Here is a 21,365-nt window from a genome sequence, read left to right as displayed (position 1 = left end):
TCGGTCGTACCGCTGTGCCGGTCCCGGCCAGTAGGGCCGCCCGGCCCGTAGCGACCGGACAGGGGCTGCCCGGCCCGTCCGGCCCGCACGACGGCCCGGCCCGCGCGCCCGGCGCACACGGGCCCTTCGGCCCTGCCGGGCGGCCGGGCGGCGGGCGCACGCTCGAGCCGGAGGAGGGGATCATGGACAGGTACGGTCTGACGACGGGCAGGCACCTCGGCAGAGCGGCCCTGGTCGCCGCGTCGACGGCGATGCTGTACTCGCCGCCGGTACGCCGGTGGAGCCTGACGTACGGCGCCACGGCGGAGGAGGCGCGGCTGCCGCTGCCCGGCGACGAGCTGCTCGAGGACCCGGACGTGGTCTCGACCCGGGCGATCACCATCACGGCCGGGCCTGCGGCGGTGTGGCCGTGGCTCGTGCAGATGGGCAGCGGCCGCGGAGGCGCGTACACGTACGACTGGATCGAGAACCTCTTCGGGCTCGACATGCACAGCGCCGGGCGGATCCTGCCGGAATTCCAGCATCTGAGCGTCGGCGACGTGCTGCCGCTGGGCCCCGACGGGCCGGGCATGCGCGTCGAGATCTGCGACGTGGACCGCACCCTGGCCTTCCGCTCGGAGGACGGCGCCTGGGTGTGGATCTTCGACCTGCGCGAGTACTGGCTCGGCACCCGGCTGATCAGCCGCAACCGGATCAGCCTGCGCGCGATGTCGCGGCCCGGCCGGCTCGTCAGCCGGCTGGTGGTGGAGCCGGGCAGCCTCATCATGGAGCGCCGGATGCTGCGCGGCATCAAGGAGCGCGCCGAGGCGTACGCCCCGGCGCGCCCGGTACTGCCGGTCTGAGCCTTCTCAGCTTCCGCAGGTGGAGGCCGTCGCCGGGCTCCCGGTCGCCCTGGTCCAGCCGGAACGGCGGGTACGGCGTCAGCAACGCGAGATACGCGATCACCCGCACGTCCCGTCCCCGCCGGACCGCCGGCCGGGATGCCCGCCGTCACCGTCGCGCGGCTCGCAGGGTGTGCACGCGCTGCTCGTACTCGGTGATGTCGATGTCACCGCGGGCCAGCCGGTCGGCCAGCACCCGCTCGGCGTCCGCGGCCGGGTCGCAGGTGGCGCGCGGCGCGGTGTCGTGCCCGGCGAGCGGGCGCACGATGACGACGACCACGAGCGTGGCCAGCAGCGCCACGGTGAGCAGCATCAGGATCCAGCCTCCGGCACCCATGCCGTGTCCGTAGAACATCATGGTCCGGTCCTCTCTGTGTGGCTGCGTCCATGCTGATCCGCCTGTCCCGCGGCGGCACGGGCCGGACGGCCTGTTCCGCCGGGGACTTCGCGACCGGTCAGCCGGCCGCCGCCCGGCAGGCCTCGCCGCCCCGGCACGTCCGGAGCCGCTCGAGGGTGGTGTGCAGCGCGGCCTTTCTCGCCGCCGGGAGGTCACCGGCCTCGTTGGTCAGCTGGTACGGATCGGTGGCCCGGTCGTAGTACTCCGTGCTGCCATCGGCGTACTCGACGTAGGTGTATCCCGGGGCGCGCAACGCCGCGTACGTCGGCGGGTTGCCGCTGGCCGGCGCCGGCTTGTCCGGATCCCCGGCGACGTGGTCCGGGCCGTGGTGCTCGACCAGGCCGGTCGCTCGCCACCGGCCCGCACGTCCGTCGCGCAGCAGGGGAACGAGGCTGCTGCCGTCCACGGCGGATCCCCGGGTGACGCCGCCCAGCTCCTCGAAGGTGGGACGCAGGTCGATGTTCTGCACCGCCGCGTCGACGGTCGCGCCCTTGCGGACGCCGGCACCGGCCACGATCAGGGGTACGTGCACATCGGTGTCGAAGGCGGTCTGCTTGCCGGGGTTCAGGCGGTACTCGCCCATGTGGTAGCCGTTGTCGGAGCTGAAAACCACGACGGTACGGTCGGCCACCCCGGCCCGCACCAGGGTCTGCCGCAGATTCCCGAGCAACCGGTCGACCGACTGCACGGACTGCACGCGCTTGCGGTAGGCGGTGTCGATCGCGGTCTTCTCGCTCGCGGTCAGCGGCTGCCGGTCGGCCAGCCACGTCGGAGCGCCGGTCGGCAGCCTGTCGTACGCGGGCCCGCGCGGCGCGGTGAGCCCCGGGAACGACGCCGCGTCCTGCGGCGCCGGCACGTACGGGCCGTGCGGCGCGAACGTGGCGACCTCCAGCAGGAACGGCGCGCCGGCCCGGGCCGACGCGGTGACGAAGGCGGTCGCCCTGCCCCCGATCACGTCGGTGAGGTAGTCGGCGGGCTGCCTGCCGTAGTGCTTGACCGAGCCGTTCTCGTTGAGGTTGTAGTCGTACTCGCCGTAGGCGTTACCGGCGACGTCCCATTCGGTCCAGCCCGGGCGGACGCCGTCGCGGCCGGGCAGGTACTCGTTGAGGTACTTGCCCATCATCGCGGTGCGGTAGCCGGACCGCTGCAGGGTCGTGGCGAACGTGTCGGCCTCCTGTTCCCGCTGGAAGACCCGGAACCCGCCGTCGTTCCCGCCGTTCGTGAAGACACCGGTGTTGTGCGGGTACCGGCCGGTGAAGATGGACGATCGCGAGGGGCAGCAGAGCGAATCCGTGACCGTGTAGTCCGTGAACGTGGTGCCGTCCGCGGCGAGTGCCCGCACCCCGGGCATGTACCGGATCAGGTCCATGGACAGGTCGTCGGTGAGGACGAGGACGACGTTCGTCCGTCCGGCCGTGCCGCCGTGCGGGTCCCGCGGCCCGGAGCAGGCTCCTGCCGTCGCGGTGAGCAGCGCGGCCACGGCGGCGACCGCCGTGCCCGCGCGCATCAGGGAGTTCATCATGGGCGGCACGCTAGGCGGCGGGAGATCGACCACCGTCAGCGTCGCGTACGGGGAAGGTAAGCGTCGTCACCTGCCCACGATCAGGTCGTCCAGGTCGCGGCGGGGGGTGGGGCGGCCGGGGTCGCCGTACCCGATGCGCAGCGCCATCTGCGGCGTGCCGGAGCGGCGCAGCGACTGGCGCAGGTGCTCGCGGGCGGTCGGCACCTCGATGGGCTGCGAGATCATCGAGCAGGCCAGCCCCGCGTCCGTGACGGTCAGCAGCACCCGCTGCAGGATCTGCCCGGCGGCGATCTGGTCGACCGCCCGGTTCCCGTTCGTGCCGAGGATCGCGATCAGCGGCTCCGCCTCGAAGTCGTGCCCGGGCGCGCGGCGGCGCTCGGTGAACGGCCGCTGGGGCAGCAGGTCCTGCGGCTCGGGGACGGGCGCGCCGGCGGTCGCCGGCACCCCGTCGGGGGCGGCGTCGGCGTGCGTCCAGGTCGCCATCTCCGACCGGTACGCGGGGTCGCGCCGCAGCACCCGGTCGGCGCTGCGGGCGATCTGCGCGAAGCCGCTGAGCGCGGTCATCCCGACGAGCAGGTCCAGCCAGCCGCCCTCGGCGTGCGCGGCGTCGATGATCCGGATGCGGGCCTCCGAGGGCACCGGGTCCGGCCAGAACGGGCGGCGGTTGCTGCAGCGGCGCGGGACCGCGGCGAACAGCTCCTGCTCGGCGTACGTCGCGGGCCGCGGCACGGCCGGGATCAGGCGCGCGACGACGTCCGGCTCCGACGGGTACGGGCGCAGTTCCACGTGCGCCGGCGTCCCGTTGACCGCCAGCGCCAGCTGGGCGTTGTACGTGGCTGCCCCGCAGGCGATCCGTACCGCCCAGCCCGTGCTGTCGGCGATCGCCAGCTGCCGCGCCGGGTCGCTGAGCACCTCGATGCCGCCGTCGCGCAGCCGGAACAGCCACGGCTGGCTGTTGTGCAGCGACGGCGCCCGGACCGCGGCCGCGGCGGCGATCCGCAGGGTCGCCGCGTCGTACGATGCGGTGGTCATGACTGGTGCTCCTTCGCGGTCGCAGGCGTTCATCTCTCGCCGACCTCGATGACGTCCTCGGCCCGCCGGCGCGGCGCCGGCGGCAGCGGCTCGGTGGTGTCGCCGTAGCCCAGGCGCACGACGACGTACGGCACGCCGACGCCCGCGAGCAGGTCGGTGAGCAGCCGGCGCGGCCACTCGACCTCGATGGTGTCGCTCAGCGGCGCGGTGGCCAGCCCATCCGCGGTGGCGCCCAGCAGCAGCGCGGACAGGGCCTCACCGCCGCGCAGCAGGTCCTCGGGCCGCTCGGTGAGCCCGAACAGCACGACGTACGCGGCGCCCAGGTCGAAGCCGTCGCCGACCGCCAGCCCGGGCGTCCCGTCGGGCGCGTAGTCGCGCACCGGCACCCGGCGGGGCCCCTGCCGGACCGCGGTCGCGGCGGGAACGCCGTCGCCGCTGTCCTGCGGCCGGTGCGTCCACCGCTGCAGCTCCTCGCGGTACGCGGAGTCGTGCAGCTCGGCGTCCGCGGCGTGCGCGGTGGAGGTGGCCAGCATCGGCATCTGGTCGCGCCGCACGACGTGCAGGTACGCCTCCTCGGCCTCGACCGTGCGGCGAAGCTGGTCGAGGGTCTGCTCGGGCACGCCCCGCTCGGAGTACGCGCGCCGGTCGGTGCGCCGCCGGGGCACCGCCTCGACCAGACGTGCGGCCTCGGCGTCGGGCGCCTGCCGGCCGGTGACCGTGACGAGCGCGAGCAGGTCCGGCTCGCCGCCCTCGGGCCGCCGTACGACGTGCGCGCTCCAGCCGGCGGCCGCCAGGGCCACCCGGACGTGGTGCAGCGCGGCGCCGCAGCTGAGCATCAGCAGCCGCCCGTCGGGGTCGGTGGCGCGCAGCGCGCGGGAGGTGTCGGCGTACAGCGCGAGGGTGTCGCCGGTGAGGCGCCAGCGCCACGGCTGGGTGTTGAAGACGGACGGTGCATGCAGGGACACGCGGGCCGCGGCCTCGAGCGCCTCGGCGGCGTCCGATCGGGCCGGCCGGTCGTTTCGTGTGGTCATGGTGGGAACCTCCTGCCTTCTCGTCCCACGGTGCCGGGGCGGCCACCCGGCGGGTCAGGGCCGAAGGTCCCGGGATGACGGGTCCTTGCCGCGGGTACGGATCACCAGCACCGGGCAGTCCGCGTGGTGCAGCAGGTACAGGCTGGTCGAGCCGAGCAGCGTGCCCGCGACCGTGCCGTGCCCGTGGCTTCCCACGACCAGCAGGCGGGCCTGCCGGGAGGCCGCGGCGAGGGCGCTCGCGGCGGGCTGGTGCGACATGGTGAGGTTGGTGCTGACCAGCGGGAACTTGTCCTGCCAGGGTCCCAGGACGGCGTGCAGGCGGTCCCGTTCGCCGTCGTCGTCGAAATAGGCCGGGGCGGCTGCCGGCACGGCGCCCACCCACGGCGCGACGGCCGGGGTGCAGCTGTGCACCACCCGCAGGGAGCAGCCCAGCGCCTCGGCGGTCTCGTACGCCTGCTGCAGCACCAGCTCCCCGCGCGCCGAGAGGTCGACGCCGGCGGCGACCGGCCCGTCGCGGAGATCCTCGCGGCCCCGCACGACGACGACCGGGCACGAGGCGTGCACGGCGACGCGCCGGCTCACCGATCCCAGCAGCAGGCCGGCGAGCCCGCCGCGGCTGCGGCTGCCGACGACCACGAGGCCGACGGTGCCGGAGACCTCGACGAGGTGCGAAGCCGCGTCGCCGATCAGCGCGTCCGCCTCCAGCCAGATGCCGGGCGCGACGGCCCGGGCCTGGTGCAGGGCGGCGGACGTGACCGCGTCGGCGAGCTGCCGGGCGGCGTCGGCCGACCCGCTGCCGCAGCCCTGCCGCGACGAGTCGTAGTCCCAGTCGAAGCAGTGCACGACGCGCAGCAGGACGTTGCGCCGGGCGGCCTCGGCGGCCGCCCACCGCACCGCCGCCGCCCCGGCCATCGTGCCGTCGGTGCCCACGACGATGTCGTTGCGTGCCATGGCGTGCTCCTTCGGGCCGGCGCTTCCCTCATCGTCGGCCGCCCCCGCCCCGCGGGACAGGGGCACCCGGTCCCGCCTGCGCGGGCCGCACGGCCCTGACGGCCGTCACCTGGTCGCCGTAGCGTCGGAGGCGGACAGAAGGAGGGACGGTCATGAGACTGTGGCGGGTGGACGACGTGATGACCAGGGACGTCGTCGCGGTCCAGACCGGCACGCCGTACCGGGCGGTGGTGGATCTGCTGATCAGCCGGCGGGTGAGTGCCGTGCCGGTGGTCACCCGGTTCCAGCGGGTGGTCGGGATCGTGTCGGAGGCCGACCTGATGCACAAGGTCGAGGCGGCCGGCGGGCGGCCGCGGCTCGTCGTGAGCCGCCGGCGCCGCGCCGAGCAGGCCAAGGCCGGTGCGCGTACGGCCGGGGACGTGATGACCTCCCCGGTGGTGACGGTCCTGCCGTCGCTGTCCGTCGCGGCCGCCGCCCGCCGGATGCACCAGGCGCAGGTCAAGCGGCTGCCCGTCGAGGACGACCTGGGCCGGCTGATCGGCATCGTCTCCCGCGGCGACCTGCTCAAGGTGCACCTGCGCACCGACGAGGACGTCCGCCGCGACGTGGTGGACGAGATCCTGCCGCACGCGCTCGGCGCCCCGGACGCCACGGTCCGCGTGGAGGCCCGGGACGGCGTGGTGACGCTGCGTGGACGGGTGCACTTCCGCTCGGCCGCCGAGCGGATCGCCTCGCTGGCCCGCCAGGTGCCGGGCGTGGTGGGCGTCGCCGACGGGCTCACGTACGACGTGGACGACAGCATGATGGCCGGTTCGGATCTGGGTACGCCGTTCGGCGTCGCCTGACCCGTACGCGACGAGGAGGCCGGCGGATCCGCCGGCCTCCTCTGACGTGTTCAGTCCACCCGGGCGCGCAACTCGCGGCGGGCCTGGTGGCGGCTGCGGCGGCGCTCGGCGCGCTTGATGTGGCTCCACTCGCGGTATCCGTCGTTGTCATAGCGACGGAACCAGTTCGACGCGGTGGCATCCCAGCGGCAGCGGCCGTCACGCGCCGCGCCGTCCGGGGTGACCCGCGCCGGCAGGGTGCACGGACCGAACCGATGATCATGACGGGGAACGCACGTCACCATCGGGACGTCGGCCAGCTGCACCCACCGGGGGCGAGTCTTGTCGGTCCTGCTCATACGGGCACCTTCCGGCTCCGTGACGCCCCGGGCCGGGGCCGTCACTAGATCGGGTGCACCGTCATCACCTCACTCGTCGTCGCGTGGATCGCCTGCAAACCGTACCGTGCGAGCGCCACCGGGCCCGATCACCGGATCGGGAGCTGCGGGCCCGGCACGATCACGTCGGCCGCCGGCCGGCGCGGCACCGGCGGCAGCTCGGAGTCGGCCGCGCGGTGGCCGAGCCGGACGACGAGGAACGGCTCGCCGGGCCCGCCGAGCATCGCGCGCAGCAGGTTGCGGGGCCAGCTGACCTCGACCGCGTCGCTCAGCGGTGCGGTGGCCAGGCCGGCCGCGGTGGCCTCCAGCAGCAACGCCGACAACGCCTCACCGCCGCGCAGCAGGTCCAGGGGGCGGTGCGCCAGGCCGAACAGGACCGCGTACGCGGCCCCGCCGTCGGTGCCCGGCCCCGGGTCGAGGTCCGCGCCGCCGTCGGGGTCGAAGTCGCGTACGGGCACCGGGCGGCGGGTCGGATGCACGGAGGTCTCCGCGGGGATCCCGTCGCCGCTGCCCGCCGGACGGTGCGTCCACGCGTCGAGCTCCGCGCGGTAGTCGCGGTCCGAGGTCTCCGCGTCGGCGGCCAGCTCCTCGGAGGCGGCCAGCAATGACACCTGGTCCGGGCGCACGAGGTGCAGGTACGCGCCCTCGAGCCAGACCAGCCGGCGCAGTGCCGTCAACGTCTGCCGCGGCACCGGCACGTCGTCGAAGGGCCGCCGGTCCGTCCGGCGCCGCGGCATCGCCCCGGTGAGCGTCCGGGCATGCGGGTCCGGTACGCCGCGCTCGCCGATCTGCACCACGGCCAGCAGGTCCGGGTCGGCCGGATCGGGCAGCCGCCGCACGACGGGCGTCCAGCCCTCGGCGGCCAGCGCGGTCCGCGCGTGGTGCAGCGCGGCACCGCAGCTGAGCAGCAGCAGCCGGCCCTCGGGGTCGGTGTCGGGCAGCTGCCGGCTGTGGTCGGCGCGCAGCGTGAGGGTGTCGCCGGAGAGCAGCCACCGCCACGGCTGGGTGTTGAAGACCGACGGCGCGAGCAATGCGGCGCGGGCCGCCCTGCTCAGAGCGGTACGGACAGCGGTCCCGGACGTGGCCATCATCGCCGCCTCCTCGTTTCGGTGTGCGGGCGTTTCGCGACGTTCTGCCGTCAGCGTCGCCGCCGCGCCGTCCCGCGGATCAGAGTCGTCCGGCCCCTTCCCGCGGGACCTGCGGTGCGCCGGTACGGCCGGGCCGCGGGAACCGGCCGGCACGGACCTTCGGCCCTGGGCGTGCCGGGGCGTACGGGCGACGCTGGAACCATGACCGGTAACGCTGCTCGACTCATCCTCGGCTTCGACGGCTCCCCGGCGGCGACCGCCGCCATCGGCGTGGGCGCGGCGCTGTTCCCGGCCGCGCACGCCGGCATCGTCCACCTGTGGACGCCCCCGTTCGCCAGCGACACGCTGCGGCGGCGGCTGTGGTCCGGTACCGCCGGGGTGGACCGGTTCGTCGAGGCTGTCGAGCGCGAGGGCGCCCGGGAGGCCGAGCGCGTCGCCGGCACCGGGGTCGTGCTCGCCCGCGCCGCCGGGTGGGACGCCGAGGCGGTCGTCGAGCGCACGTACGGTGGCGACGGCGTGCAGTTCGCGGAGCTCGCCGAGAAGCTCGACGCCGACCTGCTCGTGGTGGGCTCACGCGGGCTGGGCGGCACCAAGGCGCTGCTCGGCAGCGTGTCCGACATGGTCGTGCACTACGCCCGGCGGCCGGTGCTGGTGGTGCCGCACCCGCTGCTGGCGGCCGAGTCCGCCGCGCTGGCCGCCGGCCCGGTCGTCGTCGGGTGGGACGGGTCGGCCGGGGCGCACGCCGCGCTGGTCGCCGCCGGCAGCCTGTTCGCGGGCCGCGAGATCACCCCGGTCACCGTGGAGGACGGCGCCGGTCACGGCCCCGAGGTCAGCGGGCGCGCGGTCACGGTGCTGCACCGCGACGGCCTCCTGCCCGGCTCCGGCCGGTCGACGGCGGGGGCGCTGTGCTCGTACGCCCGCTCGCGCGACGCCGCGGTCCTCGTGGTGGGCTCGCGCGGGCGCTCGGCGGTGGAGGAGATCGTGCTGGGGTCCGTGGCGATGGCTACGCTGCACCACGCGTACCGGCCGGTTCTCGTCGTGCCCCGTAGCACGCCGCGTGGACGGTGACAAAGGTTTCACCGCAAAGCGGTGTGTCGGTGGCTGGGACCATCGATACTCGAGACGGTCGCCGGCGTGGCGACGTACCGAACGGGGAGAAGATCGTCTGTGACCGACGTACGGCCGGCAGAGGTGGCTCAGTGCGACTGCAAAACGCCCGGCGAGTTCCAGCGGGAGCTGCTGCGTAACCTGTACTACCAGCGCGGCACGACCATCCAGTCGGCGAGTGCCCAGGACGTCTACCAGGCGCTCGCGACGACGGTCCGCGACCGGCTCGTGGAGCGGTACATGCGCACCACCGCGGCCTACTACGAGACCAACCCCCGGTTCGTCTACTACTTCTCCGCCGAGTACATGTTCGGCCGGCAGCTGCGCCAGAACCTGCTGTATTCCGGCACGCTCGACAGCGCCCGGGCGGCCCTGGACTCCCTGGACCGCGACGCCGACGAGGTCGCCGGCCTGGATGTGGAGCCGGGGCTGGGCAACGGCGGGCTGGGCCGGCTGGCCGCCTGCCTGATGGACTCGCTCGCCACCGGCGACATCCCCGCGGTCGGGTACGGCATCCGCTACGACTTCGGCATCTTCAAACAGGAGTTCGCCGGCGGCGCGCAGGTGGAACGGCCGGACGACTGGACGTACTACGGCAACCCGTGGGAATTCCACGCCCCGGACGACCAGCAGCCGGTCGGCTTCTACGGCCACACCGAGGCCGTCGGGCAGCAGCGCGCCCGGTGGGTGCCCGGCGAGGTCGTGCTCGGCGAGCCGAGCCACATGCTGGTGCCCGGGTACGGCACCGGCACGGTCAACATCGTCCGGCTGTGGAAGGCGCGGGCCGGCCGCGAGGCGTTCGGGCTGTCGCTGTTCGGCGCGGGCCGCTACGGCGAGGCCGTCGAGCAGATGGTCCGCTCCGAGAACATCAGCAAGGTGCTCTACCCGGACGACAGCACCGAGCTGGGTCGCGAGCTGCGGCTCAAGCAGCAGTACTTCCTCGTCTCGTGCTCGCTGCGCGACGTCGTGCGCCGGTTCCGGCTGCGCAACGAGGGCTGGGACGCGTTCAACGACAAGGTGGTCATCCAGCTCAACGACACCCACCCGGTGATCGCCATCCCCGAGCTGATGCGGGTCCTCGTCGACGAGGAGGGCCTGGACTGGGACCGGGCCTGGGAGATCACCCGGCGCACGTTCGCGTACACCTGCCACACCCTGCTGCCGGAGGCGCTGGAGACCTGGCCGGTGTCGTTGCTGCAGCGGCTCCTGCCGCGGCACATGGAGATCATCTTCCTGATCAACCACCTGTTCCTGCAGGGCGTGGCGGCCCGGTTCCCCGGCGACACCGACCGGCTGCGGGCACTGTCGATCATCCAGGAGGGCGGCGAGCAACGCGTACGCATGGCGCACCTCGCGGTCGTCGGCAGCTTCGCCGTCAACGGCGTGGCGGAGCTGCACTCGCGCCTGCTCGCCGAGACCACCCTGCACGCGTTCGCCGAGCTGTGGCCGGACCGCTTCCACAACGTCACCAACGGCGTCTCGCCCCGGCGCTTCATGCTGATCGCCAACCCCGGGCTGACCGACCTGATCAGCTCCCGGCTGGGGGACCGGGCGTGGCTGCGCGACCTGGATCGGCTCGCCGGGCTCGAGGACGCCGCGGACGACGCCGGCTTCCGGGACGGCTGGCGCGCGGTCAAGCGCCGCAACCGGCAGAACCTCGCGGCGCACACGCTGGCCACGACCGGGGTGAGCCTCGACCCGGACGCGCTCTGCGACGTGCTCATCAAGCGCTTCCACGAGTACAAGCGCCAGCTCCTGCGGGTGCTGCACGTGATCACCGTCTACCAGCGGATCAAGGCGGGGGACCTGAGCTCGGTCGTCCCCCGGTCGGTGCTCTTCAGCGGGAAGGCGGCGCCGGGCTACCAGGCCGCCAAGCAGATCATGCACCTGGCCAACACGGTCGCGGCGGTCGTCAATGCGGACCCGGCCGTCTCGCCGTACCTGAGGATGGCGTTCCTGCCGGACTACAACGTGAGCCGCGCCGAGCTCATCATCCCGGCCGCCGACCTGTCCGAGCAGATCTCGCTGGCCGGCAAGGAGGCCTCCGGCACCGGCAACATGAAGCTCGCGCTCAACGGCGCGCTGACCATCGGCACGCTCGACGGTGCGAACGTGGAGATCCGCGACCGGGTCGGCGCGGAGAACTTCTTCCTCTTCGGCATGGACGCCGCGCAGGCCGCCGCGCTGCGCGCCGGCCCGTACGACCCGCGCACCTACTACGAGGCCGACCCGGAACTGCGCGCCGCGGTCGACGCGATCGCCTCGGGCCCGTTCGCCGGGCCCGGCAGCGGCGCGGTGGTCGCCGACCTGCTCGGCCGAGACGAATACCTGACGATGGCCGACTACCGCGCGTACGTCGACTGCCAGGACACGGTCGCGGCGGCCTGGCGTGACGAGGACGGCTGGACCAGAGCGTCCATCCGCAACGCAGCACGCAGCGGCTTCTTCTCCTCGGACCGCACGATCCGCGACTACTGCCGCGACATCTGGCAGGTCGAGCCGCTACCGGTACCCGAGAAGGGCTGACGACCCCGGCGCCGCGGTCCCGGCCGGGGCGCCGGCCCGGACCCCGGCGCCTCGGCTTCGACCGGGGCGCCGGCTTCGGCCGCGGTCGCCGGGGGCGTGAACGGCCCTCATCCGCCGCCCAGCGAGCTGAACCGGATGCCGGCCAGCCGCCAGCCCTCGGCGAGCTCGACCCAGGTCTGGCTGACCCGGACGGCCAGCGCCATCTCCTGCCCGCGCCAGGCCGATCGACTGCGCTGGACGCATCGGACGATGGCCGCGTGCCCGTAGAAGGACACCTCGACGTCGCTGCTCTCCAGGCTCGCGTAGGCGAACTCGGCGAACCTGCCGACCCACTGTGCCTTGTCGAGGACGTGTCCCTGCTCGCCGATGGACCGGAAGTCGTCGGCGAGCAACGCGTTCAGCGCGCCGGTGTCCGCGCGGAGCTCGGCCTCGTCGAAGGCGCGCCGGAGTTCCTGGATGGGTGAGGTCACGAGCAGATCCTGCCCGGTGACGGCGTCCGGGGTCACCCCGCTAGGGGACCTCCGGCCCTGATCGGCGGCCCGCGACCGGCTCACGATGCAGGTGAGAGCCGGTACGGAGGTGAGCAGCATGACCAGGGAGTCCGAACCCGGCACGCGCCACGACATCGTGGTCGGCGTGGACGGGTCGCCGGCGTCGGTGACCGCGTTGCGGTGGGCGCTGACGCAGGCACGGCTGACCGGTGCGGGGATCCATGCCGTGACCGCCTGGGAGTTCCCGCCCGTGTGGGGCTGGGGGCCGCCGGCGGTGCCGTACACCGACATCGAGGTGACGGCCAAGGAGATCCTGGAGACGGCGCTCGAGGCGGCGTACGGCGACGATCCGGGCGTCCCCCTGCACCGCAGCGTGATGGCCGGCCACCCGGCGCAGGTCCTGCTCGACGCGGCCCGGGAGGCGCCGCTGCTCGTGGTGGGCAGCCGCGGCCACGGCGGCTTCGCGGGGACGCTGCTCGGCTCGGTGAGCCAGCGCTGCGCGCAGCACGCCCGCTGCCCCGTGGTGATCGTGCGCTGACCAGCACGGCGCACCGCAGGGCCGGGAGAGCGCGCCCGCACCGCGCACCGCAGGCCGGGAGAGCGCGCCCGCACCGCGCACCGCAGGCCCGGGGAGCGCGCCCTCGCCCGCACCGCTTGACCGGACGGCCGGATGCCGTCCGGTCCGTCGTCGTGTCCGGAGGGCGGGTCCCGGCCGTGCCCCGGGTCCCGTGGGTTTGGGACTGTCGGCCCTGACCGGCCCGCCGCCGTGCTCATAGCGTCGAGGGTGACGCGACAAGGAGGTCTCATGATGAAGAACTGGCATGTGGACGACGTGATGACCACGTCGGTCGTCACAGTTCCCGAGGACGCGCCCTACCGGGCGGTGGTCGACCTGCTCATCCGGCACCGGCTCAGCGCCGTACCGGTGGTGGACGACTTCCAGCGGGTGACCGGCGTGGTGTCGGAGGCCGACCTGCTGCGCAAGATCGAGTACGCGGGCGACGAGAAGCCGCGGCTGTTCGAGGGCCGGCGCCGGCGTGGCGACCGGGTCAAGGCCGATGCCCGTACCGCGGCCGACCTGATGAGCGCCCCGCCGGTGACCGCGCTGACCGGTACGCCGATCCCCGCCGCCGCGCGGCTGATGGAGCGTGAGGGCGTCAAGCGGCTGCCCGTCACCGACGACCTCGGCCGGCTCGTCGGCATCGTGTCCCGCGGCGACCTGCTCAAGGTGCACCTGCGTCCGGACGACGACATCCGCCGCGACGTCGAGGAGGGCGTTCTGCGCATCTACCTCGCCGAGAGCGTGCTGACCGTGAAGGCGACGGTGACGGACGGGATCGTCACGTTGAAGGGCCACGTGGACCGCTGGTCCACCGCGGACATCGCGAAGCGGCTCACCCGCCAGATCGCCGGCGTGGTGGAAGTCGTCGACGAGCTCGAGTACGACTACGACGACAGCGCCGTGCTCGGCACGGGCATCGCGTACGGCATCGCCTGACGGCCGGGTCGCCCAGCGCGGTGCCGGTCACGGCGCCGCGCGGACCACGGCGACCGGGCAGGCCGCGTGGTGGATGAGGTGCTGGCCCACCGAGCCCAGCAGCAGGCCCGGAAAGCCGCCGTGGCCCCGGCTGCCGACGACGATCAGCCGGGCCCGCCGGGACCAGCCCAGCAGCGCCCGCGCCGGGGCTCCCCGGTGCAGGTCGCGCTGGACCCGGACGTCCGGCCACCGCTGGGCCGTGCCGGCCAGGGACTCGGCGAGGATCCGCTCCTCGTCGTCCCGGGCCGCCGCCAGCTCGTACGCCAGCGGCACGAGCTCGCCGGCCCCCAGCGTGGGCGGCAGCCCCCAGGCATGCACCGCGACGAGGTCGACGCCCTGCAGCGAGGCCTCGCGCGCGGCGAACTCCAGCGCGCGCTGCGACGCCGGGGAACCGTCGATGCCGACGACGACCGGGCCGGCCGCGTCGCGGCGGTGCCGGGCGATCAGCACCGGGCAGGAGGCGTGCGTGGCGGTCTGCACCGCCACCGACCCTACGACCAGGCCGCGGAAGCCGCCGGAGCCGCGGTCGCCCACGACCAGCAGGTCGGCGTGCCGGCTCTCGGCCAGCAGCGCCGGCACCGGCAGGTCGGTGATGATCTCGGTGGTGATCCGCGTGCCCGGCGCCGCCTTGACGGCGAGCCGTTCGGCGTCGGTGAGCAGACCGCGGGCCTCGTCGCGGAAGGCGTCCAGGGCCGGGTACGGCGACGCGGGCGGCACACCGAGGCGGGCCAGGGGCCACAGGAGCGCGTGCACGATCCGCAACGGCCGGTGCCGCAGGGCCGCCTCGGCCGCCGCCAGCTCCACGGCGTCGTTGCTGCGCGGGGAGGTGTCCACCCCGACGACCACGGGAGCGCCGGTGACGCTCTCCATCGCGGTCACCTTCTCTCCGTCCGGCGTGGACGAGGCGTCCGGTGAGGACGAGACGCCGCCGGGGCCCGCGTGGCGCAGCGGCCGGACCAGGTCCCGTCCTGACGACGGTGGGTCTGGTGGCGCTCCGGCCATCGCTTCTGTCTCCTCGGCCCGGTCGCTCCGTGCGGGCCCCGGTGGCGTCAGGGCCAGCATCGCCCCGGCCCGGCCGCCGGCGACAGGGCCGTTCGACCCCTCCGGCGCGACCCGGCCGGCGGAGCGGCGCGGCGGACGGAAGTCCCGGCCGTCCCGGACTCCCGACTCTGTACCGGGGGCCGGGCACCGGACACCATCGAGGCACGGGACGCCGCCGTCCCGTGCCGAGGGAGTTGAGTGCGATGCCGTTGCTCGTCGTCGTGATCCTGGCCGTCCTGGCCCTGCTCATCGTGGCCGGACCGGTCCTGGAGGACCTCATCGACCGTCTGACGCCGCCGCAGCGGCGCGCCGCCCGCCACGGCCGGCGCTGAGCGGCCCCGCCGAGCGAACCACCGGGAGGATCCGATGCCGACCGCCGCCCCGAGCGAGGCCTGGCGCGACCGCGCCGGCTTCTGCGCCCCGCACCCGGCCCTCCTGCCGAGCGGCCCGGTGCGGCCCGCGCAGGTGGAGCTGCTGATCGAGCTGGCCCAGCGTACGAAGCTCTGCCACGACCTGCTCGCCGCCTTCGCCGACCGGTACGCCGCCTTCCCGCAGTCGGCGCCGTCGCAGACCCGTGAGCTGGTCGCGCTCCGGCAGCTGCTCGAGCGGCACGGGCTCGCCGATCCGTCGGCGGGCCTGGGCGCCGGGCTGTTCGCCGTTCCCGGCGTCCAGGCCCGCTACGACCGGTACCTGGCGGAGGGCCGCACCGGGCGCGCCGCGGCGCTGGCCGTGGTGCGCCGTACCGCCGCCGAGGTCGTCCGGATGCTCGACGACGCACTCCCGGCAGGTACGGCGCCCGACGTGCGGCAGGTGTGCCTGCACATCCTGCTCGCCGCACACCGGCAGATCCGGGTCGCCCAGGCCTGGAGCCCGCACTAGCGCACCGGAGGACACCATGGCGCCGCTGACCGTCTTCGATCGCCTCGCCCTGCACCCGTTCGTGGCCGACCTGCCCACGAACTGGCTGCAGAAGCTGGCCGCGCTCGGCCGTCCGACCCTGCGCCATCCCGGGTACCGCCTGTTCCACGAGGGGGCGCCGGCGAACACCTTCTGGCTGCTCACCTCCGGGGCGGTCGCGCTGGACTTCCAGGTGCCCGGCCGCGGCAGCATCGTCATCGAGCGCATCGAGTCCGGCGCGCCGGTGGGCTGGTCGTGGCTGCTGCCGCCGTACCGGTGGTCGCTCGGGGCGGTCGTGGCCGACGAGTGCCACGCCATCGAGTTCGACGCCCCGCAGGTACGCCGGCTCATGGCCGAGGACGCCGACCTGGGGCGCGAGCTGGCGATGCGGTTCGTCGGGGTGCTCGCCGACCGGCTCACCGCCTCGCGGGTGCGGCTGGTCGAGCTGTACGCGTACCCGTCGGGCCCGGAGCAGGCAGAACGGCCCGTGACCTGAGGCCCTGCGCCCCTGAAAGGCGCGGCCCGCGGCGGCGTTGGATGGAAGCGGACAGAGGAGGAAGCCATGACGAAACGCCGGATGATCGCTCTGGGCGGTTCCACCCTGCTGCCGCTGACCGGGCTCGTCCTGGCCGTGGTCGGCTCGGCCCTGACCGCCGCGGTCGAGTCGGTGGCGCACCACCCGGTGGGCGCCCCGGATCGCCGCCGCTGAGACGTCGCGGGTGACGGCGTGACCACGTCGGCGGTGGCGCCCGGGCCGGACCGGGCGGCGCTGTACCGCGCCTGGGTCCCCTACCGTCACGGTGGCGGAGTTCGTCGGCTTCGCGGTGCCGGCCTGTGCCGGCGCGCTGCTGGCCGACGCGGATGCCGCCGTGGCGCTGCCCGTCATCCTCGCCGCGGGTGCCGTCGAGGGCGCGGTGCTCGGCGCCGGTCAGGCCGCCGTGCTGCGCTGGGCGCTGCCGCGGTTCCCGTGGCGCCGCTGGGTCGCCGTGACCGCGGGCGCCGCCGTGGTCGCGTACCTGATCGGCATGTCGCCGTCGGCCTTCGCCGGTGTCTGGCAGAGCTGGCCCGTGGCGGTGACGGCGCCGGTGGCGGCCGTGCTCGGCCTGGCCCTGCTGTGCTCGATCGGATGCGCGCAGTGGACGGTGCTGCGCCGCCTCACCGGCCACGCCGGCTGGTGGATCGCCGCCAGCGCCGCCGCCTGGCTCGCCGGGCTGGCGGCGTTCCTGCTCGTCACCATGCCGCTCTGGCACCCGGGACAGGCGCTGATCCTGATCATCGCCATCGGGATCGCCGGTGGCCTGGCCATGGCCGCGACGATGGCGGCGGTCACCGGGGTGGCGGTGCGGCGCCTGCTGCCGTAGGACCACCGCGTGCGGGCCGCCCGGCCCTGTCCGCCCCGCTCCCGCGGTGGAAAGCCTGGAGTCATGACGCAGACGACGACGGCACCCGGCCCGGTCGACGAACGACGTCCCCCCGTCGAACTCTTCCGGGACCTGCGTACCGGTCCCGCCGGGCTCGGCGCGAGGGAGGCCGCCCGGCGCCTCACCGTGTACGGCCGCAACGAACTGTCCCGCCGGGAGGGCCGGCGCTGGCCGCGCGAGCTCTTCGCCCAGTTCACCCAGCCCCTGGCCGTCCTGCTCATGGTGGCCGCGGCGCTGGCCTGGCTCGGCGGCACCCCGGCGCTGGCGCTTGCCGTGGTGGCGGTGATCCTGCTCAACGCCGCGTTCGCGTTCGCGCAGGAGATGCAGGCGGAACGGGCCGTGGAGGCGCTGGCGGCGTACCTGCCGGTCTCGGCGCGGGTGCTGCGCGACGGGGTGCTGTGCGACGTACCGGCGGGGGAGCTGGTGCCCGGTGACGTCATGGTGGTCGAGGAGGGCGACCGGATCTGCGCCGACGGCCGCCTGGTGGACGGGGCGCTGTCGGTGGACCTGTCGGCGCTCAACGGCGAGTCGGTCCCGGCGTCGCGGTCGGCGGACGCGGAGGTCGTGGCCGGGCCGCTGCTCGAGGCGCGCGAGATGGTGTTCAGCGGCACGGTGTGCACGGCGGGGGAGGGCCGGGCGGTGGTCATCCGGACCGGCATGCACACCGAGATCGGCCGGATCGCCGCGCTCTCGCAGCGGGGCCGCGGGGAGCCCAGCCCGCTGGAGCGCCAGGTGCGCCGGGCCACCTGGATCATCGCGGCCGTGGCCGTCGCCGCCGGGGCCGCCTTCCTGCCGATCGGCGTGGTCGCCGGGCTCGGCTGGGCCGCGGCCATCAGCTTCGCCATCGGCCTGATCGTGGCCAACGTGCCCGAGGGCCTGCTGCCGACGATCACCCTGGCGCTCGCCGCCGGCGTCCGGGAACTGGCCCGGGCCGGCGCGGTCGTGAAGCGGCTGTCCGCGGTGGAGACCCTCGGGTCCACGGCGGTCATCTGTACGGACAAGACGGGCACCCTGACCGAGAACCGCATGCGGGTGTCCCGGATCTGGCTGTACGGCTCCGAGCTGGACGCGGCGGCCGCACGCGGCGACGGGCGGGCGCGGGAGCTGGCCACCGCGGCGGCCCGGTGCACCACGGCGCGGGTGGCCGGCGACGGAGCGCCGCACGACACCGGCGACCCGATGGAGCTGGCCCTGCTGCGCTTCGCGGACCAGCTGGCGGTGCCCGTGCACGCCGCCGAACGCGACGCCGAGCGGACCTTCCTGTACGCCTTCGACAGCCGCCTCAAGCGCATGTCCACAGTGGACGGCGCCCGGGTGCACACCAAGGGCGCGGTGGAATCCGTCCTGCCGCTGTGCGACCGCGTCGTGGGTCCGGACGGGCGCAGCGTGGCGCTCTCCACCGAGGTGCGTGCGGGGCTGCAGGCCGCCGTCGACCGGTACGCCGCCGCGGGTCTGCGGGTGCTGTCGGTCGCGTACGGCTTCGTCGGCGCCGGTCACGTGCCGGAACGCGACCACGCCGAGGCGGGCCTCACCCTGCTCGGGCTGCTGGCCCTGGCCGACCCGCTGCGCGACGGCGTCGCCGAGGCGGTGGCCGGCGCGCACCGGGCCGGCATCCGCATCCACGTCATCAGCGGCGACTACGGGCCCACCGCCGCCGAGATCGCCCGTCAGGCGGGGATCGGCGGCGGGCGTGTCGTCACCGGCACGCAGCTGGAGGCGATGAGCGAGACCGAGCTCGACCGGCTGCTCGCCGGGGACGACGAGATCGTCTTCGCCCGGTCCACGCCGGAGGGCAAGCTGCGCATCTGCGAGGCGCTGCGCGCGGCCGGGAAGGTCGTGGCGATGACCGGCGACGGGGTGAACGACGCGCCCGCCCTGCGGCACGCCGACATCGGCGTCGCCATGGGCCGCTCCGGCACGGACGTCGCCCGGGAGGCCGCCACGATGGTGCTCACCGACGACAACTTCGCCACCATCGTCAGGGCGGTGCACGCCGGGCGGCGGGTGTACGACAACGTCCGCAAGTTCGTGCTGTACATCTTCGCGCACGCCGTACCCGAGGTCGTGCCCTTCCTGATCTTCGCGCTCTCCGGCGGGGCCGTCCCGCTGCCGTTGACCGTGCTGCAGATCCTCGCCATCGACCTCGGTACGGAGACCCTGCCCGCGCTGGCCCTGGGACGAGAGCCGGCGGAACCCGGGCTGATGCGCCGACCGCCGCGTTCACCGCGCAGCGGGGTCATCGACCGGCGCCTGCTGCTGCGCGCGTGGGCTCTGCTGGGCGTGACGTCGGCTCTGCTGGTCATGGCGGGATTCTTCTGGTCGCTGTGGCGGGCCGGCTGGCAGCCCGGCGCGGCGACGGGGCCGGGCTCCGCGCTGCACGGCGCGTACCGCGAGGCCACCACGATGACGTTCGCCGGCATCGTCGCCTGCCAGCTCGGCACCGCCTTCGCCGCCCGCGCGGACCGGGCGTCGCTGCGCTCGATCGGACTGTTCACCAACCGGCTGCTGCTCGGCGGGGTCGCGTTCGAGCTCGTCTTCGCCGCGGCCGTGATCTACCTGACGCCGCTGCAGGCGCTGTTCGGCACCGCGTCGCTGGGCCCGGCGCACCTGGCGTTCCTGGCCCCGTTCCCGCTGCTGGTGTGGGGAGCGGACGAGCTGTACCGGCACCGCGCGCGACGGCGGACGCCATGACGACCGGCGGGTGCCGCAGACACTCGTCGCGGTCGAGGCGACCGGCCTCGTGTCCGCGGCCGACTCGGTGGTCTTCGCCGGCGTCGAGCTGATCCTGCCGGAGACGCCGGTCGGCAAGCTGCCGATCCCGCTCACCCTCGGGGTCATCGTCGCCACGATCGGCGTCTCGATCGCCTGGAGCCTGCGCTCCACGCGCGCCGCGCGTCGCCCTGACCGCCCGGTGGTGGCGCCGGACTCGTAGGATCAGAGCCCGTGCCGGACTGGACTTTCCTCACCAACCACGCCCACGTGCTGATCTGCGTGGCCCGCGACCCCGGCCTCCGGCACCGGGACCTGGCCGCCCAGGTCGGCATCACGGAGCGGGCGGCGCAGCGCATCGTCGCCGACCTCGTCGAGGCGGGTTACCTCACCAGCACCCGCGACGGCCGCCGCAACCGCTACGAGCTGCACCGCGAGCTTCCGCTGCGGCACCCACTGGAGCGCGAGCACCAGATCGGCGACATCCTGGCCGTGCTGGAGGGCAAGTCCCCGCCCCCGCCGGCGGCATAGACAGTGCGACGCCGGGCCCGCACCCGCGGACCCGGCGTCACTGCCGGGCTCAGCTTCCGGCGACCTCGCGGACGATGGCCACCGTGCAGGCCGAGTGCCGCAGCAGGTGCTGGCTCACCGAGCCGAGCAGCATCCCGCGGAACGCGCCGCGCCCCCGGGTGCCGGCGACCAGCAGCCGCGCGGTGGTGCTCGCGGCCGCCAGGGCGTGGGCCGGGTGGTCCACCACGGCCTCCGCGGTGATCGTCAGCTGCGGGTACTTCTCCTGCCACGCCGCCACGAGCTCGTCGAAGGGACGGCGTTCCTCCGCGGTGACCTCCCGGCTGACCAGCGGGCTGTCCTCCCAGATGCCGGAGACCGGCCGCCATGCGTGGATGATCCGTACCGGCGCGCCGCGCTCGGCCGCCTGCTCGAGGGCGAAGGCCAGGGCGAGCTGGGCGCAGGGCGAGTCGTCGACGCCGACCACCACGGGACCGGTGTGCCCGTTGTCGCCGCGCACGACGATGACGGGGCAGTGGGCGTGGGCGCTGACCGCCACGCTCACCGAGCCGAGCATGCCGGTCACGGCGCTGTGGCCCTGGCTGCCGAGCACGATGAGGCCGGCCTCGGCGGAGCGGTCGATGAGCGTCAGGGCGGCGCTGGCGTTCACGATGGACACCTCGGTGCGCACCTGCGGGTGGCTCTGCCGGGCCCCGGCCACGGCCTCCTGCAGGGCGCCCTTGACGGCGCGGTCGGTCTCGCCGTCCGGCCAGACCGCGGGGGAGGGCACGGTGGACGCCGCCGGCGCCCAGGTCGGCCACTCGTACGCGTAGAAGAACTCCACCAGTGCACCGGTGCGGGCCGCCTCGTCCAGGGCCCAGGCCGCCGCGGCACGGGCCTCCGGGGAACGGTCGTAACCGACGATGATTTTCTTGGCGGTCATGGGACTCTCCCTTCTCCTCCCATCCTCACGCACTTCGATGCGCGGGCGGCAGGGCGGCAGGT

At 74.7% G+C, this 21,365-nt stretch carries 23 protein-coding genes and 1 pseudogene; 14 read left to right on the top strand and 10 right to left on the bottom strand.

Annotated features, from left to right (window positions below):
* Positions 1–182 precede the first annotated feature (182 nt).
* Positions 183–842 (top strand): SRPBCC family protein, encoded by a 660-nt coding sequence (locus COUCH_RS22865; protein ID WP_249607228.1) that lies wholly within the window; start codon positions 183–185, stop codon positions 840–842.
* Positions 843–990: 148 nt separating this feature from the next.
* On the opposite strand, the gene COUCH_RS22860 is transcribed toward COUCH_RS22865, so the two are convergent.
* The 5 genes from COUCH_RS22860 to COUCH_RS22840 all read right to left on the bottom strand — a co-directional run bounded on the left by COUCH_RS22860 (position 991) and on the right by COUCH_RS22840 (position 5,814).
* Positions 991–1,239 carry an SHOCT domain-containing protein gene (locus COUCH_RS22860; RefSeq protein WP_249607227.1) on the bottom strand — a complete coding sequence of 83 codons (249 nt, stop codon included), beginning with the start codon at positions 1,237–1,239 and terminating at the stop codon, positions 991–993.
* Positions 1,240–1,336: 97 nt separating this feature from the next.
* Positions 1,337–2,800, bottom strand: coding sequence for a sulfatase family protein (locus COUCH_RS22855; RefSeq protein WP_249607226.1), 1,464 nt, complete (start codon positions 2,798–2,800; stop codon positions 1,337–1,339).
* Positions 2,801–2,866: 66 nt separating this feature from the next.
* Positions 2,867–3,832 (bottom strand): Acg family FMN-binding oxidoreductase, encoded by a 966-nt coding sequence (locus COUCH_RS22850; protein ID WP_249607225.1) that lies wholly within the window; start codon positions 3,830–3,832, stop codon positions 2,867–2,869.
* Between the two features lie 29 nt (positions 3,833–3,861).
* On the bottom strand, positions 3,862–4,863 hold the full coding sequence (locus tag COUCH_RS22845) for an Acg family FMN-binding oxidoreductase (RefSeq protein WP_249607224.1): 1,002 nt from the start codon (positions 4,861–4,863) through the stop codon (positions 3,862–3,864).
* A gap of 54 nt (positions 4,864–4,917) precedes the next feature.
* Entirely contained in the window at positions 4,918–5,814 is an 897-nt protein-coding gene (locus COUCH_RS22840; protein ID WP_249607223.1) for a universal stress protein, read from the bottom strand.
* A gap of 152 nt (positions 5,815–5,966) precedes the next feature.
* Between COUCH_RS22840 and COUCH_RS22835 the strand changes: the two genes are divergently transcribed.
* Positions 5,967–6,659, top strand: coding sequence for a CBS domain-containing protein (locus COUCH_RS22835; RefSeq protein ID WP_249607222.1), 693 nt, complete (start codon positions 5,967–5,969; stop codon positions 6,657–6,659).
* A gap of 50 nt (positions 6,660–6,709) precedes the next feature.
* Here the strand turns inward: COUCH_RS22835 and COUCH_RS22830 are convergent, their stop codons facing one another.
* Both COUCH_RS22830 and COUCH_RS22825 read right to left on the bottom strand, forming a co-directional pair.
* The gene (locus COUCH_RS22830) at positions 6,710–6,997 is read right to left on the bottom strand and encodes a hypothetical protein (protein WP_249607221.1); all 288 of its coding nucleotides are present in this window, start codon (positions 6,995–6,997) and stop codon (positions 6,710–6,712) included.
* A 128-nt stretch (positions 6,998–7,125) separates the two neighbouring features.
* On the bottom strand, positions 7,126–8,127 hold the full coding sequence (locus COUCH_RS22825) for an Acg family FMN-binding oxidoreductase (protein WP_249607220.1): 1,002 nt from the start codon (positions 8,125–8,127) through the stop codon (positions 7,126–7,128).
* 198 nt (positions 8,128–8,325) lie between these two features.
* Between COUCH_RS22825 and COUCH_RS22820 the strand changes: the two genes are divergently transcribed.
* The gene (locus COUCH_RS22820; protein ID WP_249607219.1) at positions 8,326–9,192 is read left to right on the top strand and encodes a universal stress protein; all 867 of its coding nucleotides are present in this window, start codon (positions 8,326–8,328) and stop codon (positions 9,190–9,192) included.
* 99 nt (positions 9,193–9,291) lie between these two features.
* Positions 9,292–11,757 carry a glycogen/starch/alpha-glucan phosphorylase gene (locus tag COUCH_RS22815; protein ID WP_249607218.1) on the top strand — a complete coding sequence of 822 codons (2,466 nt, stop codon included), beginning with the start codon at positions 9,292–9,294 and terminating at the stop codon, positions 11,755–11,757.
* 107 nt (positions 11,758–11,864) lie between these two features.
* On the opposite strand, the gene COUCH_RS22810 is transcribed toward COUCH_RS22815, so the two are convergent.
* Positions 11,865–12,263: a nuclear transport factor 2 family protein gene (locus COUCH_RS22810; protein ID WP_249607217.1), complete on the bottom strand. Its 399-nt coding sequence runs from the start codon at positions 12,261–12,263 to the stop codon at positions 11,865–11,867.
* A gap of 82 nt (positions 12,264–12,345) precedes the next feature.
* On the opposite strand from COUCH_RS22810, the gene COUCH_RS22805 reads away from it, so the two are divergent.
* Both COUCH_RS22805 and COUCH_RS22800 read left to right on the top strand, forming a co-directional pair.
* A complete protein-coding gene (locus COUCH_RS22805; protein ID WP_249607216.1) occupies positions 12,346–12,786 on the top strand; it encodes a universal stress protein in 441 nt (146 codons plus the stop codon).
* Positions 12,787–13,053: 267 nt separating this feature from the next.
* On the top strand, positions 13,054–13,746 hold the full coding sequence (locus tag COUCH_RS22800; RefSeq protein ID WP_346015933.1) for a CBS domain-containing protein: 693 nt from the start codon (positions 13,054–13,056) through the stop codon (positions 13,744–13,746).
* 27 nt (positions 13,747–13,773) lie between these two features.
* Here COUCH_RS22800 and COUCH_RS22795 read toward each other — a convergent pair whose 3' ends face one another.
* The gene (locus tag COUCH_RS22795) at positions 13,774–14,655 is read right to left on the bottom strand and encodes a universal stress protein (RefSeq protein WP_249613787.1); all 882 of its coding nucleotides are present in this window, start codon (positions 14,653–14,655) and stop codon (positions 13,774–13,776) included.
* 374 nt (positions 14,656–15,029) lie between these two features.
* On the opposite strand from COUCH_RS22795, the gene COUCH_RS38930 reads away from it, so the two are divergent.
* The 8 genes and pseudogenes from COUCH_RS38930 to COUCH_RS22760 all read left to right on the top strand — a co-directional run bounded on the left by COUCH_RS38930 (position 15,030) and on the right by COUCH_RS22760 (position 20,384).
* Positions 15,030–15,158, top strand: a complete 129-nt coding sequence (locus tag COUCH_RS38930; protein ID WP_275979961.1) for a hypothetical protein — start codon at positions 15,030–15,032, stop codon at positions 15,156–15,158.
* Between the two features lie 34 nt (positions 15,159–15,192).
* Complete coding sequence (locus COUCH_RS22790; protein WP_249607215.1) at positions 15,193–15,705, top strand: DUF2202 domain-containing protein; 513 nt, start codon at positions 15,193–15,195, stop codon at positions 15,703–15,705.
* Between the two features lie 16 nt (positions 15,706–15,721).
* Positions 15,722–16,219, top strand: a complete 498-nt coding sequence (locus tag COUCH_RS22785; protein ID WP_249607214.1) for a Crp/Fnr family transcriptional regulator — start codon at positions 15,722–15,724, stop codon at positions 16,217–16,219.
* Positions 16,220–16,285: 66 nt separating this feature from the next.
* On the top strand, positions 16,286–16,432 hold the full coding sequence (locus COUCH_RS22780) for a hypothetical protein (RefSeq protein ID WP_249607213.1): 147 nt from the start codon (positions 16,286–16,288) through the stop codon (positions 16,430–16,432).
* A gap of 91 nt (positions 16,433–16,523) precedes the next feature.
* Positions 16,524–17,084: a hypothetical protein gene (locus tag COUCH_RS22775; protein ID WP_249607212.1), complete on the top strand. Its 561-nt coding sequence runs from the start codon at positions 16,524–16,526 to the stop codon at positions 17,082–17,084.
* Positions 17,085–17,147: 63 nt separating this feature from the next.
* Entirely contained in the window at positions 17,148–19,835 is a 2,688-nt protein-coding gene (locus COUCH_RS22770; RefSeq protein ID WP_249607211.1) for a cation-translocating P-type ATPase, read from the top strand.
* Between the two features lie 67 nt (positions 19,836–19,902).
* Positions 19,903–20,076 (top strand): annotated as a pseudogene (locus COUCH_RS22765) (tellurium resistance protein TerC); the annotation flags it as partial.
* A gap of 11 nt (positions 20,077–20,087) precedes the next feature.
* Positions 20,088–20,384, top strand: a complete 297-nt coding sequence (locus tag COUCH_RS22760) for a helix-turn-helix transcriptional regulator (RefSeq protein ID WP_249607210.1) — start codon at positions 20,088–20,090, stop codon at positions 20,382–20,384.
* A 49-nt stretch (positions 20,385–20,433) separates the two neighbouring features.
* Here the strand turns inward: COUCH_RS22760 and COUCH_RS22755 are convergent, their stop codons facing one another.
* The gene (locus COUCH_RS22755; RefSeq protein WP_249607209.1) at positions 20,434–21,303 is read right to left on the bottom strand and encodes a universal stress protein; all 870 of its coding nucleotides are present in this window, start codon (positions 21,301–21,303) and stop codon (positions 20,434–20,436) included.
* Positions 21,304–21,365: the final 62 nt, after the last annotated feature.

Origin of the sequence: Couchioplanes caeruleus, from assembly GCF_023499255.1 — a bacterium.
Classification (GTDB): domain Bacteria; phylum Actinomycetota; class Actinomycetes; order Mycobacteriales; family Micromonosporaceae; genus Actinoplanes; species Actinoplanes caeruleus_A.
The sequence above is the reverse complement of the archived record's forward strand: the minus strand, read 5'-3'. Positions and strand labels throughout refer to the sequence as shown.

Coding starts and splice junctions, on each gene's coding strand:
- COUCH_RS22755 (WP_249607209.1), bottom strand. CDS start 21,303: ATGACCGCCAAGAAAATCATCGTCGGTTACGACCGTTCCCCGGAGGCC.
- COUCH_RS22850 (WP_249607225.1), bottom strand. CDS start 3,832: ATGACCACCGCATCGTACGACGCGGCGACCCTGCGGATCGCCGCCGCG.
- COUCH_RS22800 (WP_346015933.1), top strand. CDS start 13,054: ATGATGAAGAACTGGCATGTGGACGACGTGATGACCACGTCGGTCGTC.
- COUCH_RS22780 (WP_249607213.1), top strand. CDS start 16,286: ATGACGAAACGCCGGATGATCGCTCTGGGCGGTTCCACCCTGCTGCCG.
- COUCH_RS22785 (WP_249607214.1), top strand. CDS start 15,722: ATGGCGCCGCTGACCGTCTTCGATCGCCTCGCCCTGCACCCGTTCGTG.
- COUCH_RS22855 (WP_249607226.1), bottom strand. CDS start 2,800: ATGATGAACTCCCTGATGCGCGCGGGCACGGCGGTCGCCGCCGTGGCC.
- COUCH_RS38930 (WP_275979961.1), top strand. CDS start 15,030: ATGCCGTTGCTCGTCGTCGTGATCCTGGCCGTCCTGGCCCTGCTCATC.
- COUCH_RS22790 (WP_249607215.1), top strand. CDS start 15,193: ATGCCGACCGCCGCCCCGAGCGAGGCCTGGCGCGACCGCGCCGGCTTC.
- COUCH_RS22820 (WP_249607219.1), top strand. CDS start 8,326: ATGACCGGTAACGCTGCTCGACTCATCCTCGGCTTCGACGGCTCCCCG.
- COUCH_RS22805 (WP_249607216.1), top strand. CDS start 12,346: ATGACCAGGGAGTCCGAACCCGGCACGCGCCACGACATCGTGGTCGGC.
- COUCH_RS22825 (WP_249607220.1), bottom strand. CDS start 8,127: ATGATGGCCACGTCCGGGACCGCTGTCCGTACCGCTCTGAGCAGGGCG.
- COUCH_RS22840 (WP_249607223.1), bottom strand. CDS start 5,814: ATGGCACGCAACGACATCGTCGTGGGCACCGACGGCACGATGGCCGGG.
- COUCH_RS22795 (WP_249613787.1), bottom strand. CDS start 14,655: ATGGAGAGCGTCACCGGCGCTCCCGTGGTCGTCGGGGTGGACACCTCC.
- COUCH_RS22865 (WP_249607228.1), top strand. CDS start 183: ATGGACAGGTACGGTCTGACGACGGGCAGGCACCTCGGCAGAGCGGCC.
- COUCH_RS22845 (WP_249607224.1), bottom strand. CDS start 4,863: ATGACCACACGAAACGACCGGCCGGCCCGATCGGACGCCGCCGAGGCG.
- COUCH_RS22860 (WP_249607227.1), bottom strand. CDS start 1,239: ATGATGTTCTACGGACACGGCATGGGTGCCGGAGGCTGGATCCTGATG.
- COUCH_RS22770 (WP_249607211.1), top strand. CDS start 17,148: ATGACGCAGACGACGACGGCACCCGGCCCGGTCGACGAACGACGTCCC.
- COUCH_RS22830 (WP_249607221.1), bottom strand. CDS start 6,997: ATGAGCAGGACCGACAAGACTCGCCCCCGGTGGGTGCAGCTGGCCGAC.
- COUCH_RS22835 (WP_249607222.1), top strand. CDS start 5,967: ATGAGACTGTGGCGGGTGGACGACGTGATGACCAGGGACGTCGTCGCG.